This is a genomic window from Streptomyces vulcanius (assembly GCF_042653945.1).
GTDB classification, from domain to species: domain Bacteria; phylum Actinomycetota; class Actinomycetes; order Streptomycetales; family Streptomycetaceae; genus Streptomyces; species Streptomyces mangrovi.
Genome location: NZ_JBHSFK010000045.1, coordinates 22,616 through 38,891 on the forward strand (window position 1 = coordinate 22,616; position 16,276 = coordinate 38,891).

Annotated in this window: 10 protein-coding genes; all 10 read left to right on the forward strand. The window is 67.2% G+C overall.

The window, feature by feature from the left end; all coding sequences use genetic code 11:
* Nucleotides 1–75 precede the first annotated feature (75 nt).
* The 10 genes from mobL (at nt 76) to ACFPIH_RS45290 (ending at nt 16,248) form a co-directional block, all read left to right on the forward strand.
* Nucleotides 76–2,364: a relaxase MobL gene (gene mobL / locus ACFPIH_RS45245; RefSeq protein ID WP_381184622.1), complete on the forward strand. Its 2,289-nt coding sequence runs from the start codon at nt 76–78 to the stop codon at nt 2,362–2,364.
* A gap of 135 nt (nt 2,365–2,499) precedes the next feature.
* Entirely contained in the window at nt 2,500–3,048 is a 549-nt protein-coding gene (locus tag ACFPIH_RS45250; protein WP_381184624.1) for a hypothetical protein, read from the forward strand.
* Between the two features lie 262 nt (nt 3,049–3,310).
* The gene (locus ACFPIH_RS45255) at nt 3,311–3,649 is read left to right on the forward strand and encodes a hypothetical protein (protein ID WP_381184627.1); all 339 of its coding nucleotides are present in this window, start codon (nt 3,311–3,313) and stop codon (nt 3,647–3,649) included.
* A 207-nt stretch (nt 3,650–3,856) separates the two neighbouring features.
* A complete protein-coding gene (locus ACFPIH_RS45260) occupies nt 3,857–4,216 on the forward strand; it encodes an SH3 domain-containing protein (RefSeq protein ID WP_381184630.1) in 360 nt (119 codons plus the stop codon).
* Between the two features lie 109 nt (nt 4,217–4,325).
* On the forward strand, nt 4,326–5,624 hold the full coding sequence (locus ACFPIH_RS45265; RefSeq protein ID WP_381184632.1) for an MFS transporter: 1,299 nt from the start codon (nt 4,326–4,328) through the stop codon (nt 5,622–5,624).
* A gap of 39 nt (nt 5,625–5,663) precedes the next feature.
* Nucleotides 5,664–6,902, forward strand: coding sequence for an ATP-grasp domain-containing protein (locus ACFPIH_RS45270; RefSeq protein WP_381184635.1), 1,239 nt, complete (start codon nt 5,664–5,666; stop codon nt 6,900–6,902).
* A gap of 41 nt (nt 6,903–6,943) precedes the next feature.
* Entirely contained in the window at nt 6,944–7,762 is an 819-nt protein-coding gene (gene trpA, locus ACFPIH_RS45275; RefSeq protein WP_381184638.1) for a tryptophan synthase subunit alpha, read from the forward strand.
* A gap of 156 nt (nt 7,763–7,918) precedes the next feature.
* The gene (locus ACFPIH_RS45280) at nt 7,919–9,142 is read left to right on the forward strand and encodes an RNA-guided endonuclease InsQ/TnpB family protein (RefSeq protein ID WP_381184641.1); all 1,224 of its coding nucleotides are present in this window, start codon (nt 7,919–7,921) and stop codon (nt 9,140–9,142) included.
* 604 nt (nt 9,143–9,746) lie between these two features.
* Complete coding sequence (locus ACFPIH_RS45285) at nt 9,747–14,039, forward strand: AAA family ATPase (RefSeq protein WP_381184643.1); 4,293 nt, start codon at nt 9,747–9,749, stop codon at nt 14,037–14,039.
* A gap of 142 nt (nt 14,040–14,181) precedes the next feature.
* Nucleotides 14,182–16,248 (forward strand): coiled-coil domain-containing protein, encoded by a 2,067-nt coding sequence (locus ACFPIH_RS45290; protein WP_381184645.1) that lies wholly within the window; start codon nt 14,182–14,184, stop codon nt 16,246–16,248.
* The last annotated feature ends 28 nt before the right edge of the window (nt 16,249–16,276 follow it).

The window sequence follows — 16,276 nt, forward strand, 5'->3', positions numbered from 1 at the left end:
AGCGCGGCCCCGGTTGCTGGCGAACAGCAGCCGGGGCCGTAGTGCATCGGTACCGGGACAGGAGGGAGAGCGACGATGAGCCTGAAGCAGGACATCATCGTGATCAACGAATTCAGTGTGCCGCTGCCTGGCGGCGAGGGATCGCGTGGTGCGACGCCGGGTGACTACGTCACCCGGTACATGGCCCGCGAGCAGGCGACCGAGTCGCTGGCTCCGATCCAGCGCCTGCGCACCGACCACTTCATCATGCGCTACATGGCGCGGGAGTCGGCCGTCGAGCGCGCCGGTATCTCGCGGAGCGCGGCGAAGCATGAGATGCGCCAGGCCCAAGGTGCCGGCGGCGTGGCCTTCGGCTACGGCTCGGTCTCACTCTCCGACGAGCAGCTGCGCGCGGCCGCCAAGGACATCCAGCACTACTTCGACGCCGGACACACCGTGCTCAAGACAGTGCTGTCCTTCGACGAGGAGTACCTGCGCAAGCACAAGATCATCGACGAGGACTTCCACTGCGAAGCCCGCGGCGACTACCGCGGCCACATCGACCAGATGAAGCTGCGCATGGCGATCATGCACGGTCTGGAGCGGATGAGCTCGGGCACCAGCGGCTTCGACGACCTGCGCTACGTCGGGGTCATCCAGATCGACACCGAGCACGTCCACTGCCACCTGGCCATGGTCGACGGCGGCCGGGGCCAGGTGACGAAGAACGGTACGCAGCGCGGCAAGCTCCTGGACCGGCACAAGTCCAGGCTCCGCCGCGGTGTTGACGCCTGGCTCGATGAGAAGCAGGCGGTGGCTCATCTCGCCAGCGCTGTCGGCTACGAGCGGCGCAACGTCACCACCTTCATCAAGCGGTGGGCGCACAAGCAGATCCGCGCCGAGTCCCTGCCGCAGTTCCTGCTCGCCTGCCTGCCGGCAGACCGAACGTTGTGGCGCGCCGGCTCGAACGACGCCCGCATGCGCAAGGCGAACCAACTGGTGACCGAGCTCGTGGAGGAACAACTCGACCGTGCCGGGTCCCCGATGCCGGAGGCCATGGAACGCATCGTCGACTATGCCAACGAGCGCCGCGCGACGGAGTCTCTGAGCACGGAGGAATGGCAGAAGCTGGTCGAGCAGGGACGTACGCAGATCATGGAACGCGCCGTCAACGGCACCTACCAGATGCTGCGGGCCATACCGGAGTCGGATCTGCGGGTGCGCACGCCGATGCTCGACGTCATGGGGATGGACTACCAGCAGATGGCGGTGCTCGCCGCAGACCGGCAGGGCGAAGACGAGAATGCCGAGGCCGACTTGGTCTCCTTCGGCTTCCGATTGCGCAGCTACGCCTCACGCCTGCAGCATCACCGGGAGAGGGCCGGGGTCTACCGCGACCTCGCGCACCAGTGGGAACAGGCCGAGAAGGCCGACGTCGCCGCCGAGGACTCGCGCCCGCTCTACGACTTCTACCGCTTCGAAGAGAACTACCACCGGCGGCTGATGAGCAAGTACCGGCACTTCCTGCCCTTCCTCGGGGACGCCGGCCAGTGGTACCAGCAGCAGCAGGAGGTGGCGACCTACGGCCAGCGGCTGCTCTCGCTCATGGCGCTGCGCGCGGATGCCTCCCTGCAGCGGATGAAAGACTCCGAGGAGGCCGAGAACCTGGGCCGGACGATCTACGATCAGCCCGGCGGCCGGCTTCTGACCAAGGGCAAGCGCGGCCGGGCGGTGCTGGACGCGCGCATCCGGACGATGAAGCAGTCCTATGACCAGAAGCTGGACGGCCTGCGGGCTGATCTCGCTTCCTTCGGCCTGGTGCTGCGTGTGGGGTCGAGCGCCGAGGACCAGGCGAGTACGGAGACCGACGAGGTCAGCACGGACTTCAAGACCGTCGCCGGTGCCGCGTATGACTTCGACAAGGTCAAGGCCCTGGACCTGCACCACCTGGGATACGACTTCGTCACCGACATCGCGATCGGGCCGCAGGCACGCGAGACCTTCGTCGAGACGACCAGGGATCGCCGGCGGCTGCTGCTGGCGGCGATGGACTACCTGGACCAGTCCGGCCAAGCCGAGGCAATTCCCGATCTGCCGGTGGACGATGTGGCTGCGATGACACGGGTCTCCCGGGAGCTGACGCCTCAGCAGACGGACGAGGAATCCGGCACGCTCGTGTTGCGTTCCCGGATCGCGGAGCTGCGCGGCGAGCGCGAGCAGGCCGAGCGGATGCGGCGGTCCAAGGCTTCGTCGCTGGACGCCGGTCTCATCGTGCGGGTCCAGGCCCAGGTCGATCAGGCTGTGACCACAGTGGATGCCGGGATGGCATTCGACTCGCAGTCGCCTTCTATTTCGACTGACCCCCAAAGGGAACAGAAAGACTAGTCTAGTCTTGTCGAGTGCTCTATAGCAGTATTAGTGTGAAGAGCGTTCGGCGGGACTCAATGCCTTGTCCGGACGATGTGACTGATCGCGGCCGACTTGTCAGAGGGCAGTCGGAACGAACGGAAGGAAGAGATCATGGCACGTCTCAAGGGCAAGGGCGCGATGACCGGAGTCAACCTCATCGCGAAGGTCTACAAGAACGGCGTCACCAAGGACGGCAAGTCCCTGTACGCGGACGTCCAGCTCGACGCTCGAGATCCGCGCGGTCCGGAGCAGACGAACCTGCATCTGAAGTCCGATCGGGTTCAGGGTGAGGACGGCAAGGTCCGCTACGACAACGGCGCTCCGTACTCCACCGGTCAGATGGAGGAGATCGTCAAGGCCGCGGGTCCGAACACCGAGCCGATCCTGAGCAAGGACGGCAACGAGGTCGGCACCATCTACGGCTTCAAGGGCAACGTGATGCCCGCGACGCGCGGCACTGGCCTGGTGGTCAACACCAAGTCCGTCGAGGCCTCCGAGTTCAAGGTCGACGACAAGGCGCTGGACAACCAGTTCGCGTCCATGCGTGCCGCCCGCGAGGCACGGGCGGCGGCCAAGGAGTCGCAGGCTCAGGCCCCGGCTCCCGAGGCCGAGCAGGAGCAGGCAGCCGAGGTCGAGGTCGATGAGCCGGCGGTCGGCTGAGACCGAGGTCGAGTCAAGCCTTATCCGCAAGGCCCCTGGATGTCACGTGGCGAACTCGCCGTCGTGGCAAGTGGAATGCTCGCTGTCGGCCTCGCTGCCGTGGGTACCTCGACGTACTCGCGGCGCCGCTCCCGTCAGGGCGATCAGCCGGCTTCGCACGGCTGATCCACAGATCCCCAGCGCGTCCGCCGCCCTGGGCGGGGGCCGCTGGAGACGCGGCCCCCGCACCTCGGCGAACACCTCCAGCCGAAGGGTTCTTCTCATGCGATCCGCCATCCGCAACGCCGTCATGACAACGACGGCCACCGCAGTCCTGCTCGGCGCTATCGCCGCGACCGCCACCCCAGCCTCCGCGGTCGGCTCCAGCGCGTGCACCCGGAATGACAAGAACCACTCCGTGATCGGCCCCAACCTGGAATGGCCGAACATCCGCACCGGCCCGGGCGTGGCCTACAAGTCCAAGGGTCACCTCGACTCCGCCGGCGAGTTCTGGGTGGAGTGCTCCGCCGTGAACAAGTACGGCAACCGCTGGTACTACGGCGAGTCCCTGTCCAGCAGCTCGTACGGCACGAAGGGCTGGGTCGCCGCCAGCTGGTTCTAACCCCACCGCGCGCCGCCGACGCGACGCGCCCTGCAGAACGCTCCCTCGCGGAGCGACCGGGCCGAAGCGCCGTGACCTGACCACGGCCGGGCCCACCTTCCATGCCTCGGCGACGCCGGTGTTCTACACCGCGTCCAGTGCCTGCCCACCGACCTCCCGCCGAGGCATACCCCTACCCAACCCCACCCCTTTTATGGAGGTCTGTACATGTCTGCACGTCGCATAGCCGTGCTCGCGGCCACCGCGGCCGCCGTCGCCCTGCCGCTGCTGTCCGCCCCGGCGGCCACCGCCGCGCCGCAGTCGGTCGCCACCGCGGTGCCCGCCTCGTCCTGTACCACCCACCCCTACCTCCCGTGGGCGGTCCACGGCACCACTGCGGTGACCATCCGCTCGAAGGCCACGACCAAGTCGACGGCGGTCGGGATCCTCTACAAGTCGCACAAGTTCACGGTGCACAAGACCACCGCGGGTGCGAAGTGGGTCTACATCACCGACAAGAACACCAAGAAGACGGGCTGGGTCAGCGGTCGGTACGTCTACCGCGACGTCCGGATGTGCACGGACTGAGGCACCGCCCCCTCCGGGTGTCCCGGGCCGCCGAGCCCGGGACACCCCCGCCCGGCCTGCCTCTTCGCGCCGCGGCCTTCACTCCAGTCCTCATCCCAGGTGATCTCTCATGCCGCTGTTTCCGCACCGCAGAGCCTTCCTGCGCCGTCCGCCGCTCATGCGCGCGGCCGACGCGCTGGCCACCGCCGTCACCACGTACGCCGTACCGCTCCTGGTGCTGACGACCACTGGCTCCACCGCCCTGACCGGCGTCGCCTTCCTCCTGGAGTGGCTGCCCCGCCTCGCCGCATTCACGATCGGCGGCCCCCTCGTCGACCGCTACCGTGCGGACCGCGTCTTCCGCGCCGCCACCACCTGCCGAGGCATGCTGCTGGTCGCCTCGGCCCTCACACTTCTCGTGCTTCCGGGCGGCGGCACCGCCGCCACGGCCACGGTCATGGCCGTCGGCGCCCTGAGCGGCCTTCTCGCGCAGGCCTCCTTCGTCGCCGTCGAGACCCTCGGCGCCCAGGCCAGCCGGGCCGCCGTCGACCAGGCCCACCGCGTCCAGTCCGTCCAGATCAGCATCGACCAAGGTGCCCTGCTCATCGGCCCGTTGCTCGGCGGACTGCTGCTCCTGGCCGGACCCTCCACCCTCCTCGCCGTCGTCGCGGCCCTCTCCGTCAGCGCCGCTCTGCTCACCGAACCCCTTCCCGGCACCTCCGTTGCCGGGAACGGCCCGGACCGGCAGTCGGTCGCTGCCAGCCTGCGCACCGGGTGGCGCACCGTGCGCGCCATCCCCGCCCTGGGATGGCTCGTCACCGGCCTGATCGCCAGCAACCTCGCCGTCGCCGTCGCCCAGGCCAGCGCTCCGATCACCGTGCTCCACACCTACGGTGCCTCCTCCCTCGCCGTGGGCGCCGTCTGGAGCGCGGCCGGCGTCGTCGCGCTGGGCGCCGTCGCGGCCAGCCGCCGCCTCATCGACCGCCACGGCCTGTGGCCGGTCGGCGCCGCCGCGGCCGCCACTGCCTGCCTGGCCTGCTTCGCCACAGCCCTCGCGCCCGGGCTGAGCAGCTACGCCGTGACGATCGGCGTCCTCATGGCCGGCGAAGGCGCCCTCACCGTCGTCCTGCGCACCCTGCGCGCCCGCCTCATCCCCGCCGCCGTCTTCGGCAGCACGCTCAGCGTGACCATCGTGCTCGTCGTGGTCTCGATGCCCGTGGCCGGCGCCCTGGTCGCCGTCCTTCCCGCCGGCGCCCTGCCCGGCCTGCTCCTGGCCTGCGCCGTACTGCAAGGGGCGGCCATGGCTCTCGCCTTCCGCGGTCTGTGGCGCCATCGCGCCTCCTACGCCCCGAGCCGTCCAGCCGCCGATCCCACGGCCACCGACAGCCCGACCGCTACCCGGGCCGACACAGCACCACACGCGGCCTGATCCCGCCTCCAACCCGTCCGGCTCTTCCGGGAGTTCACCGTGTCCCACCCCCTGCTTCTCGTGATCGGCTCCGGCCCGCGCCCCATGCGCGGCTACCTGCTGGAGCAGACCGCCGCCCACTACCCGCTGCTGCTGATCAACGATGCCCCGCTGACCTGGCAGAAGCCCTACGTCATTGACCACGAAGTGGCCGATCTGAGCGACCCGATCGCGGTGAACACCGCCGCCGCGTCCCTCGCCGTGCGATGGCCCATCGCCGGTGTACTGACCTGGGACGAGTTCCACCTGATGGCGGCCGCCCGGCTCGGCCACTGCCTCGGCGGCCGGCCCGGCAACACCCTCGCGGCCGTCGCCGCCGCCCGGGACAAGGCCACCTCCCGCCAGCGCTTCGCCGCCGCCGGAGTCCCGTCCGCCGCCTCCACCTGGGTGCATTCCCTGGACGCCGCGGCCTCGGCGGCCGAACGCGTCGGCTACCCGGTCGTACTCAAGCCCGCCGCCTACGCCGGCAGCATCGGCGTCATCCGTGTGGACGAGATCTCCGACCTGCCCGCGGCCTGGGCCATCGCCTCCGCCGGCGCCGCCCACCAGGGCCCGGAAGGAGACGGCGTGCTCGTCGAGGAGTACCTCGACGGAGATGAGATCTCCGTGGAGACCGTCACCCACCGCGGCGTCACCAGCGCCGTGGCCGTCACCCGCAAATCGGTCGGCTTCGCCCCCTACTTCCAGGAGACCGGGCACAGCGTCAGCGCCGGCGACCCGCTCCTGTACGAAGTCGCCCCCGTCGCCGCGGGCGCCCTGGAGGCGCTCGGCATCACCCAGGGCGTCAGCCACACCAAACTCCGCCTCACCGCGGACGGACCGAAGGTCATCGAGGTCAACGCCCGCCACGGCGGCGACCTCATCGGCGAGCTCGTACGCCTGGCGACCGGGATCTCCCTGCCCCTCGCCGCAGCCGCCCTCGCCTGCGGCGAGATCCCCACCCTGCGCCCCACTCAGCAGCGCAGCGCCGCCATCGGCATGATCTACCCGCCCGCCGAGGGCATCGTCACCCACCGCGACCTGCGGCCCGGCAGCGACCGGCACCTGGAGCACTTCCAGTGGCTGTGCGATGTCGGCGACGCCGTCACCCTCACCCCCTCCAACACCACACCGAACAACACCCGAGCCGGGTACGCCGTCGTCAGCGGCGACAGCGCCCACGACACCCAGCAGCACCTCGCCGACGTCCTCGCCCGCGCCGAGATGAAGGTCACCTCCGTCGTCCCCCGCGCCGCGTGAACAGCTCCGGCCCGCCGCACGCCGCTTGAAGGGAACGACCGATGCCCCGCACCGCCCCCGACCGCCTCGCCGCCGCGCTCTCGCACCCCCAGCCCGCCCTCGGGGCCTTCTCGGTGGCGGGCTATCCGGATCTCCGCAGCAGTGTGGACGCCTTCGCCGCCTTTGCGGAAAGCGGCGCGGCGATGCTGGAAGTGGGTGCGCCAGTGGCGGATCCCTGGCTCGACGGTCCGGTCATCGCAGCAGCGCATAGTTGTGTTCTTCGTGCTGGTGATGGCATCAGAGTCACGCTGGAAACGGTGCGGCTCGTCTCTGCTCGATGTGACACGCCTGTGGTCGTCATGAGCTATTGGTCGACGATCCAATCTCTTGGTCCGCAGCGAATGGCCGATGAGCTGGCCGCCAGCGGTGCTGCGGGGTGCCTCGTGCCGGACGTTCCGCCGGAACGCGTTGAGGCGTGGGTGGCGGCAGCGGCGGAGGCCGGAATCAGCGCCCCGCTCCTCGCCAATCGTGATGCGTCGTATGCCGAGTTGGGCGACATATGCCGAGCCGCAACGGGGTTCGTCTATGCGCCCGCGGCCGCTGGCCAGCAGACGGGATACTCGGCTGGGATTGACCTGGACGGTCTCGCTGCTTTCGTTCAATCCGTCCAGCAATTTACTCCGTCGACCCCGATCCTGACCGGCATCGGAGTCTCCACGCCTGAGCTTGCCTCCGCCATCGTGGGGCGAGTCGACGTTTCTGGCGTCGTGATCGGCTCATCGCTCGTCCGCTCTCTTCGCAGTGGCGCAGATAGCCTCCACCAAACGGCGGCCCTGGTCGAGGAGTTCGTGGCTGGGCTCGCCGTCGACTGTGCCGCATGACCTCTGGTGCCTCCAAGGAAACCCCGGCCTTTAGGCCGGGGAGGAATTGGATCTCTTGCGGAGCAGGACGGGGAGCTGCGTTTCGCCGCCAGGCGGACCGCGGTGCTCCGGCCCGCAGAGTTGATCTTTAACAGGGCCGCCCGCTAGTTTGTGAGCGTGACCGCGAGCCACGTGAAGCGGGCGTTCAAGTACCGCTTCCATCCGACGGATGTGCAGGCGGCTGAGCTGTCGCGCACGTTCGGGTGTGTTCGGAAGGTGTACAACCTGGCGCTGGCGGCCCGTACGGAGGCGTGGGCGCTGCGCCAGGAGCGGGTCAACTACAACGCGACCTCGGCCATGCTCACGCAGTGGAAGAAGACCGAGGAGCTGGCCTACCTCTGCGAGGTGTCCTCCGTGCCGTTGCAGCAGACGCTGCGGCACCTGCAAGGGGCGTTCGCCAGCTTCTGGGCCAGGCGGGCGAAGTACCCGACGTTCAAGTCGAGGAAGAAGTCCCGGCGCTCCGCCGAGTACACCACCAGCGGGTTCCGCTACCGGGACGGCCGCCTCACCCTGGCGAAGATGGCGGAGCCGCTGGCCATCGTGTGGTCCAGGCCGCTGCCCGAAGGGGCTTCGCCGTCCACGGTGACCGTGTCGCACGGCAGCGCGGGACGCTGGTTCGTCTCGATGCTGTGCGACGACCGCCCCGTCATGCCCGCACCGGCCAACGCAGCTGTGGGGATCGACGTGGGGATCACCGCGCTGGTGACGCTCTCCACCGGGGAGAAGATCACCAACCCGAAGCACGAACGCAGGGACCGGGAACGCCTCGCCAAGGCCCAGCGCGACCTTGCCCGTAAGGCCAGGGGCGACGGTGCGAACCGGGTTAAGGCCCGGCTCAAGGCCGGCAGGATCCATGCCCGGATCGCCGACCGGCGCCGGGACTTCCTACACAAGCTCACCACCCGACTCGTCCACGAGAACCAAGTGGTCGTGATCGAGGACCTGACCGTGCGGAACATGCTCAAGAACCGTCGGCTCTCCCGGGCCATCGCGGACGCGAGCTGGACCGAGCTGCGGTCCATGCTGGAATACAAGGCTGGCTGGTACGGACGCGAAGTGATCACCGTGGACCGGTGGTACCCCTCGTCCAAGCTGTGCTCGGCCTGCGGCACTCTCCAGACGAGGATGCCGTTGAACGTCCGCGAGTGGACGTGCAGCTGCGGGACGACCCACGACCGGGACGTCAACGCGGCTCGCAACATCCTGGCCGCCGGACTGGCGGTTACAGCCTGTGGAGACGGTGTCAGACCTCAACGGAATACTCCGGGCGGGCAGTCGTCAATGAAGCAGGAAGTCGTCCCAGCACCCCGCACACGCGGGGTGTCTCAGCCGCGAGGCTGAGGGGAATCCACGCCCTTCAGGGCGAGGAGGATGTCAAGAACTGGTATGGGGTAGGCGGCCTACTCAAACTTCTGGTCAACGAGTCCGGCTTCGAGGTCTGCAATCCGCTTCTCTGCGAACTGGAGATTCTACGCCGACGCCGTAGTGGTCGGCTCCGCCGTGATCCGGTCCATGCACGCCCGGCCGACTCCGCGGCCGCAGGTCACCGGCCTGAACCTCAACCACGTCCACCGCACAAACACACCGCACAGAACACGCCTGGGATGATCACCTCCACGGACACGCGGAGGCTTCACCCTCGTTCGGCGCGGACCTGGTCGGACGCATGGGCGCGTTGGTGGATAAGGCCGGCACGGAGGGAGCAACGAGGCCCCGCCAGCGAGCGCTTCAACCACCAGTTCGAGCAGCCCCAGACGCCGGAGGGCAACGAGTCCGACTGCGGAGGGTGAGCGACCCGCGACCAGTGCACGGAACGAAAGGCCCAGGATTGGACTCCGGCGCCTTTTGCATTCTCCATTCAATGCCCTATCAAATGCGACTACTGATAGGATTTCGGCTGATTTTCCAGTTGCATCTTCAGTCCAGTCGAGAGGTCTTGCGCGGCATGTTCCACGAGGCACAGCTCAACGAGCGCTACCCACTCCTGTCCAAGCTCTCGGAGCCACTGAAGAAGGCCGAGCGCGACATCGTCGGCCGTGAGCACGAGACGATGCAGCTGCTGGCCTCGATGAGGCGGCCTGAGCTGTGCAATGCGCTCCTGCTGGCCGAAGCCGGCACCGGAAAGCTGCTGCCGCTGGGCACGCCGATTCCGACGCCGTCTGGATGGACGACGATGGGCGATCTGCAGCCCGGCGACTTCGTGCTCGGTCGCGACGGCAAGCCGACCAGGGTCTCCTACGTCTCCGAGGTCGACGAGACGCCGCTGCTGTACGACATCGCACTGAGCGACGGTCAGGTGGTCACCGCCTGCGCGGATCACCAGTGGCTGGTGGCGTCTGTCTCTGGACGGGCGGAGTCGTATCCGACGAATGTCGCGACCACGCAGGCGCGTCGCGATCGTGTCCAGGTCCGCAGGGAGGCTCTCCTGGCACTGGCAAAGGGCGACATCCCCGAGTTCTCCACGGCAGGCGAACTGATCAACTTGATCAGCGAGATCGAGGGCGTGACATGGCAGCCCACGGATCTGCACACGTACCTGTCGAAGCAGGGTGTGGAGCCGCGCGATGCGACACGGACCACGGAACAGACCTGGAAGAGCGGCACTCGGGTCTCTACGGTGCATGTTCACGAGTTCAATACGCAGATCGCGCTGAAGGCGCTGTCCGAGCAGGTCTTCCGCCGTACGTCGTGGGGTACCAACGGCGAACTGCAGGAGTCGGTCTTCACGACCCAGCAGATGGTGGACGCCGGTGTGCTGTGCGCGGGAGGCAAGCGCCGCCGGTTCTCCATTCGCGTCACCGAGCCCCTGGATCTGCCGGAGGCCGATCTACTGGTCGATCCCTACGTCCTCGGAGCGTGGCTCGGCGACGGTTCAGTGGGGAAGGGAACGTTCACGCAGTCCGATCTGCTTGCCGGCGGCGAGACGTTGTCCGATATGGACCACCTGATCGAGCAGATCGACGTGGCGGGCTACAAGCCGCATCGGTTGACGAGCGATGACAAGACCGTGGGTACCGAAGGACTCCGGGCGCAGCTGCGCCAGGTCGGTGTGCTCAGTCGCAAGCACATCCCGATCGTCTACTTGCGTGGGTCCATCGAGCAGCGCTTGGCGCTGCTGCAGGGGCTCATGGATACGGACGGGACGATTGACGAACAGGGCATCTGCGAGCTGGCCTCCTCCGATGAGACGCTGGCGCTTGGTGCCGAGGAGCTGATCCGCTCGCTGGGCATCAAGGTGAACCGTACGGAGTCCGCTGCGGGATACCGCGACGTCCACGGCGCGCTCGTGAAGTGCAAGCTGCGGCACCGCATGGTGTTCACCACGGCGCAGCAGGTGTTCCGTCTGCCGCGCAAGGCTGCTCGCGTGCCGAGCACGACGCGTTCGACCCAGGAGTGGCTCTACATCACGGATATCTCCCCCGCGCCGACCCAGCCGGGTAAGTGCATCCAGGTCGACAACGAGGACCACATGTACCTGTGCGGTCCCGGGTTCGTGCCGACGCACAACACCGCCCTGGTTCAAGCCACGATGCTGGTGGACAAGGACCGCCTCTACCTCGAAGTGGATCCGGCGCGCATGATCTCCGAGGCGGGCACCGCCGAGAACATGGCCGCGAAGCTCAAGGGCTTCTTCGACGAGGCCGAGGGCTTCGTCAAGGACGAGAAGCGCGAACTGGTGCTCTTCATTGACGAGTTCCACCAGATCATCCAGCTCTCCGACGCCGCGGTCGAGGCGATCAAGCCGGTCCTCGCGGCCTCGGGAACCCGAGGCATCAGGATCATCGCGGCGACGACCTACGAGGAGTTCCACAAGCACATCTCGCCGAACCAGCCGCTTGTCGAGCGTCTGCAGCGCATCAACCTCAACCCGCCGGACCAGGCGACGACCATCAAGATCCTGCAGGGCATGGCCGAACGGTACGGCGTGGCCGACGAGTTCTACGACGACCACATCTTCCGGCAGATCTACGAGTACGCCCAGCGCTACATGCCGGCCAGCGCCCAGCCGCGTAAGTCGATCCTCGTGCTCGACTCCATGGTCGGCTGGCATCGCCTGACGCACCGGCCGATGGACCGGGACCTGCTCTCGGACGTGCTCATGGAGTCCCTGAACGTGAACGTCGCATTCCGGGTCGACGGCGCGAAGATCAAGAAGCAGCTGGACGAGAAGGTGTTCAGTCAGGACTGGGCGACCGGCGCGGTGGCGCGTCGTCTGCAGTTGTCGGTGGCGGACCTCAACGACAGGGGAAAGCCGATGGCGAGCCTGCTGTTCACGGGATCGACGGGAACGGGGAAATTCTGCATCGACTCGACGCAGGTTCCTGTCTACTCGAGCGACGGCGAGACCACCTGGAAGCTGCACGGCGACCTGGTCCCGGGTGACAGAGTGTTCGGTCGCCAAGGTCTCCCGGTCGAGGTGCTCGGACACTTCCCGCAGGGCATGCAGGACGTCTACCGGGTCACGCTCTGGGACGGCCGGATTCTCGACGTTGGAGGACCGCACTTGTGGACGGTCTACACAGCCAAGCAGCGATCGAAGAAGCATGCGGGCAAGGACGTCGCGCCGATGGTCCTGAGCACGCAGGAAATGTTCGAGCGTGGCGTCGTGCGGACCTACCCCGGCGACTCTCGGGAGGATCTGAAGTTCTTCGTCCCGGCGAACGGACCGGTGCACTGGCCGGAGCAGGACTTCGACGTCGACCCGTACGTCTTGGGCGTCCTCATCGGCAACGGGTGCCTCACTGAGACGCAGCTGACGCTCTCGTCTGGCGGGGACGACGCCGACCACACCGTGTGGACGGTGGGCGAATGGCTGGGATCGGCGCCGAAGTCGTACGGGCACAACTACAGCTGGGTCTTCCCTGTCGGCGTTGGCCCGGTGGAGGACCGCCGCGATTCGCTGTTCCAGACGAAGGACGTGCTTGCCTCGGTTCCCGATCTGATCGGTGCGCGCTCGGCGGAGCGCCGTATCCCGGAGAGGTACAAACACGGATCGGTACAGCAGCGGTGGGCACTGGTGCGGGGCCTTTTCGACACCGACGGATCGATCGGCGGCTCGAACGACCGCTTCAACGTCTCGTACTCGACGTTCTCCAAGGGGCTCACGGAGGACCTTAGGGAGGTGCTGTTCTCGCTCGGCGTCTCGAACACGGTCAAATCGTGGATACGCACGAAGGAGGGCGGGCGCGAACTGGCCGAGTACAACGTGCATGTGAAGGTCGGCAACGAGGATAAGGCCCGGTTCTTCTCCCTCCCCCGCAAGCACGAGATCGCACGGCGGGCGGTCATCGAGACCTCGGGTCGTAAGCGCGTGAAGAAGTTCGACATGGTCGGCATCGCGTCGATCGAGAAGCTGCCGGGGCAGCAGAGCTCGTCGTGCATCTACGTCAACGGCGAGGAGCACCTCTACCAGGCTGGTCAGTTCGTGGTCACGCACAACACGGAGCTCGCGAAGCAGCTGGCACGACTGCTGTTCGGTGACGACCAGCGGCACCTGATCCGGTTCGACATGACGGAGTACGCCGAGGACTCGTCGTTCGCGGCGTTCCGTGCTGAGCTCACCAAGCGCGTGTGGGACCTCTCCCACGCGGTGCTGCTTTTCGACGAGGTCGAGAAGGCCTCGGCGATGGTCACGCGCGTACTGCTGCAGGTGCTCGACGACGGCCGGCTCAACGACGACAACAACCGCGAGGTGAGCTTCCTCAACACCTACATCGTGCTGACGACGAACGCCGGCTCGGAGATCTACAAGGACATCTCGCAGTACGCGGCGGACGACACCGGGTCGGGCAAGCAACTGCTGGAGTACGAGAAGCTCATCCGCCGCTCGATCTCCTCAACGGCTGGCGACAACCGGTTTCCGCCCGAGCTGCTGGGCCGTATCGACGCGATCGTGCCTTTCCAGCCGCTGTCGTTGCCGACGCAGCAAAAGATCGTGCGGAAGAAGCTGCGCCAGATGGTGCAGGAGGTGTTCGTCAAGCACAACGTGCGCATCGACGTCGATGCGAGGGTCCTGCAGTACCTCATCGAGGACAAGGGCGACACCGACTCTGATGCCGGCGGTGCGCGTGCGGCTGTGGCGAAGCTGACCGACGAGGTCACCACCGCGGTGGCGACCTTCCTCAACGAGCACCCCGCGGAACGACGGATCCGCATCGACGTCGTCGGCGACCTGGTCAGTGACGACAAGAACCTGCTGAGTTCCGACGCCTACGTCGAGGTCAGCGCGGTGCGATGAGCCGGTCGAGGACAGCGGGAACGAGTCGACTAGCGAATCGATAGCACATTCATACCCTATTATTGCCTACTTAGATAGGGCGGCGATAAGATACTAATAAACCAGGCGAACTGTGTTCTATTAGCGAAGGGATCGCGCATCAATGGGCATTCTGGGAACGGCAGCGGTCAGCCAGAAGAAGGAACGGAAGAAGAAGCCCGACGAACTTCTGGCCTCCGTGGTGAGAGAGACGGCGATCCCGGCGGCGATCGAGCTGCTGCGGTCGAACACGCGGTTCGTCTTTCCCAGCGGTACGGCCTGGGTGATGCTCGTGCTCGCAGCCGACTCGGTCGGCGGCTTGAGCAAGCGGCACGGCCGGGACGAGGCGAAGGGCTCGATCATCGAGCTCATCAGCTCCGACCAGATCCGCACGGTGGCCACAGCGGAGATGCTCGAAGAGGAGGTCTTCGGCATCATCCCCACCGACGAGACTCTCGCACGCATGGAGGAGTACTCGCTACTCACCGGTGCCACCTACGCCTGGGCCGTCGTGTGGCAGAAGCCCAGCGGCGACCTGCTCGTCGATCTGGTGAACGATGCGACCTTCGCGCAGGCGCGCTTTGTCGCTGCAGGTACCACGAGCCTCGAAGAAGCCGTGGGCAAGAAGGCATGGGAAGAGCACAGCGGCCTGGTCGCCGAGGCTGGAGCCGCTGCCCCCGCGGTCCTCGGGGAGGACGAGGGCGATGCGATCTTCGACGGGATCCCCGGTGACGAGCGGGCTGACGAGGGCCTGTACGACGAGCCGCTCTTCAGCGACGTCGTCGACGAGGATGAACGAGCGGACGCACCCATGTTCGACGAGGACGCCGCAGGTATCGACGACGCGGGCACCGTCCCGGTCGAGTCGGCGCCGGACTACGACGGCGACGAGGTGGCCGGCTACGAGGGCTTCGACGAGACCGACGCCGGCTACGGCATCGAGGGCGACTACCAGGAGGCCGGCGACACTGTGCTGCTGGCCGATCAGGCCCAGGTGCGCGACGTCATCGCCCGCCGGTTCCTCTCCGAGGAGCTGGACCTGGACGTCCGGCTCGATGAGTTCAACGCGACCTTCGCCATCGGCGCGCCGGTCGTGCAGATCGCTGTGCCCGAGGGCGCGACGGAGTGGCTCGGGGACCAGGTCGCCCAGCTCAACCGGCAGGCCAACGCAGACCTGATGCAGTTCCGTTCCGCGCACGATGATGAGCTGCGTGCGCTCTACGTCAACCTCATGTCGGTGCACACCGAGCAGGTCATCCGCGATGTGGCCACCGACCGCGCAGGCTCCCGGTACAAGCTGCTGCAGGACGCCGCCGAGGCCGAGCACCACCAGCGGCAGGCGGAGAAGGATGAGAAGATCCGGGCCCGCCGGGCGGAGATCGCCAAGGACTACGAGTCGCAGGCCTCCAAGGTGGCCCAGCAGGCGGCGCTCTCGGCGGAACTGCAGTACAAGGAGCGCAACCGCTCGAAGATGGAGCGCGAGCAGATCGACTCCGTCGCCGGGATCGAGCGGGACATCGAGGACACCCACGCGCACAACCAGCAGGAAATCCTGCGGGTCCGGCGTTCGGACGCGACGCTGAAGATGCAGACCGGGCAGACGCGGATCTTCGAGGTGCTGGCCGAACGGCAATCGGAGTACCTGGCGGCCGAGGAAGAGCGCCTGAACCAGTGGAAGTCCGAGATCCAGCGGATCGTCGACGACAACCGCAAGGCCGACATCGCCCAGTCCGAGACGCTGGCCGAGCATCTGCGGACCACAGACGAGATCGGCGTCCTGCGCCGGGAGCAGCAGGACCTCCTGGAGTCGGTGCGCTCTGAGCACGCCGACCGGATCCGCCGGATGGAGGATGAGCTCGAACGCAACCGCAAGGACGCCATCACGCAGATGACGGCTCGGGACGCCGAGTGGCAGCACAACCTCGATCTGGAGAAGGAGAAGACCAACTCCCAGGTGGCGCGGGCCACCGACCTGCTCCGGCAGCTGTCGACGGTCGAGGATTCAGTGGCCAGGCGGTACAAGGGGCGCCTGACGGAGATGCAGGCCGACAAGGAGTCCTACGCCAACGAGCTGGCGCGGGCCTCCGAGATGCAGGGCCGCTCGAACAAGATCCTCGTCGTCATGATCATCACGCTCTCGCTCCTGATGGGCGCGGCCGGCTTCATCGTCGGGGTGGTCTTGACCCGTTGAGCGATCCGGTCATGACCGACGGGGTGAT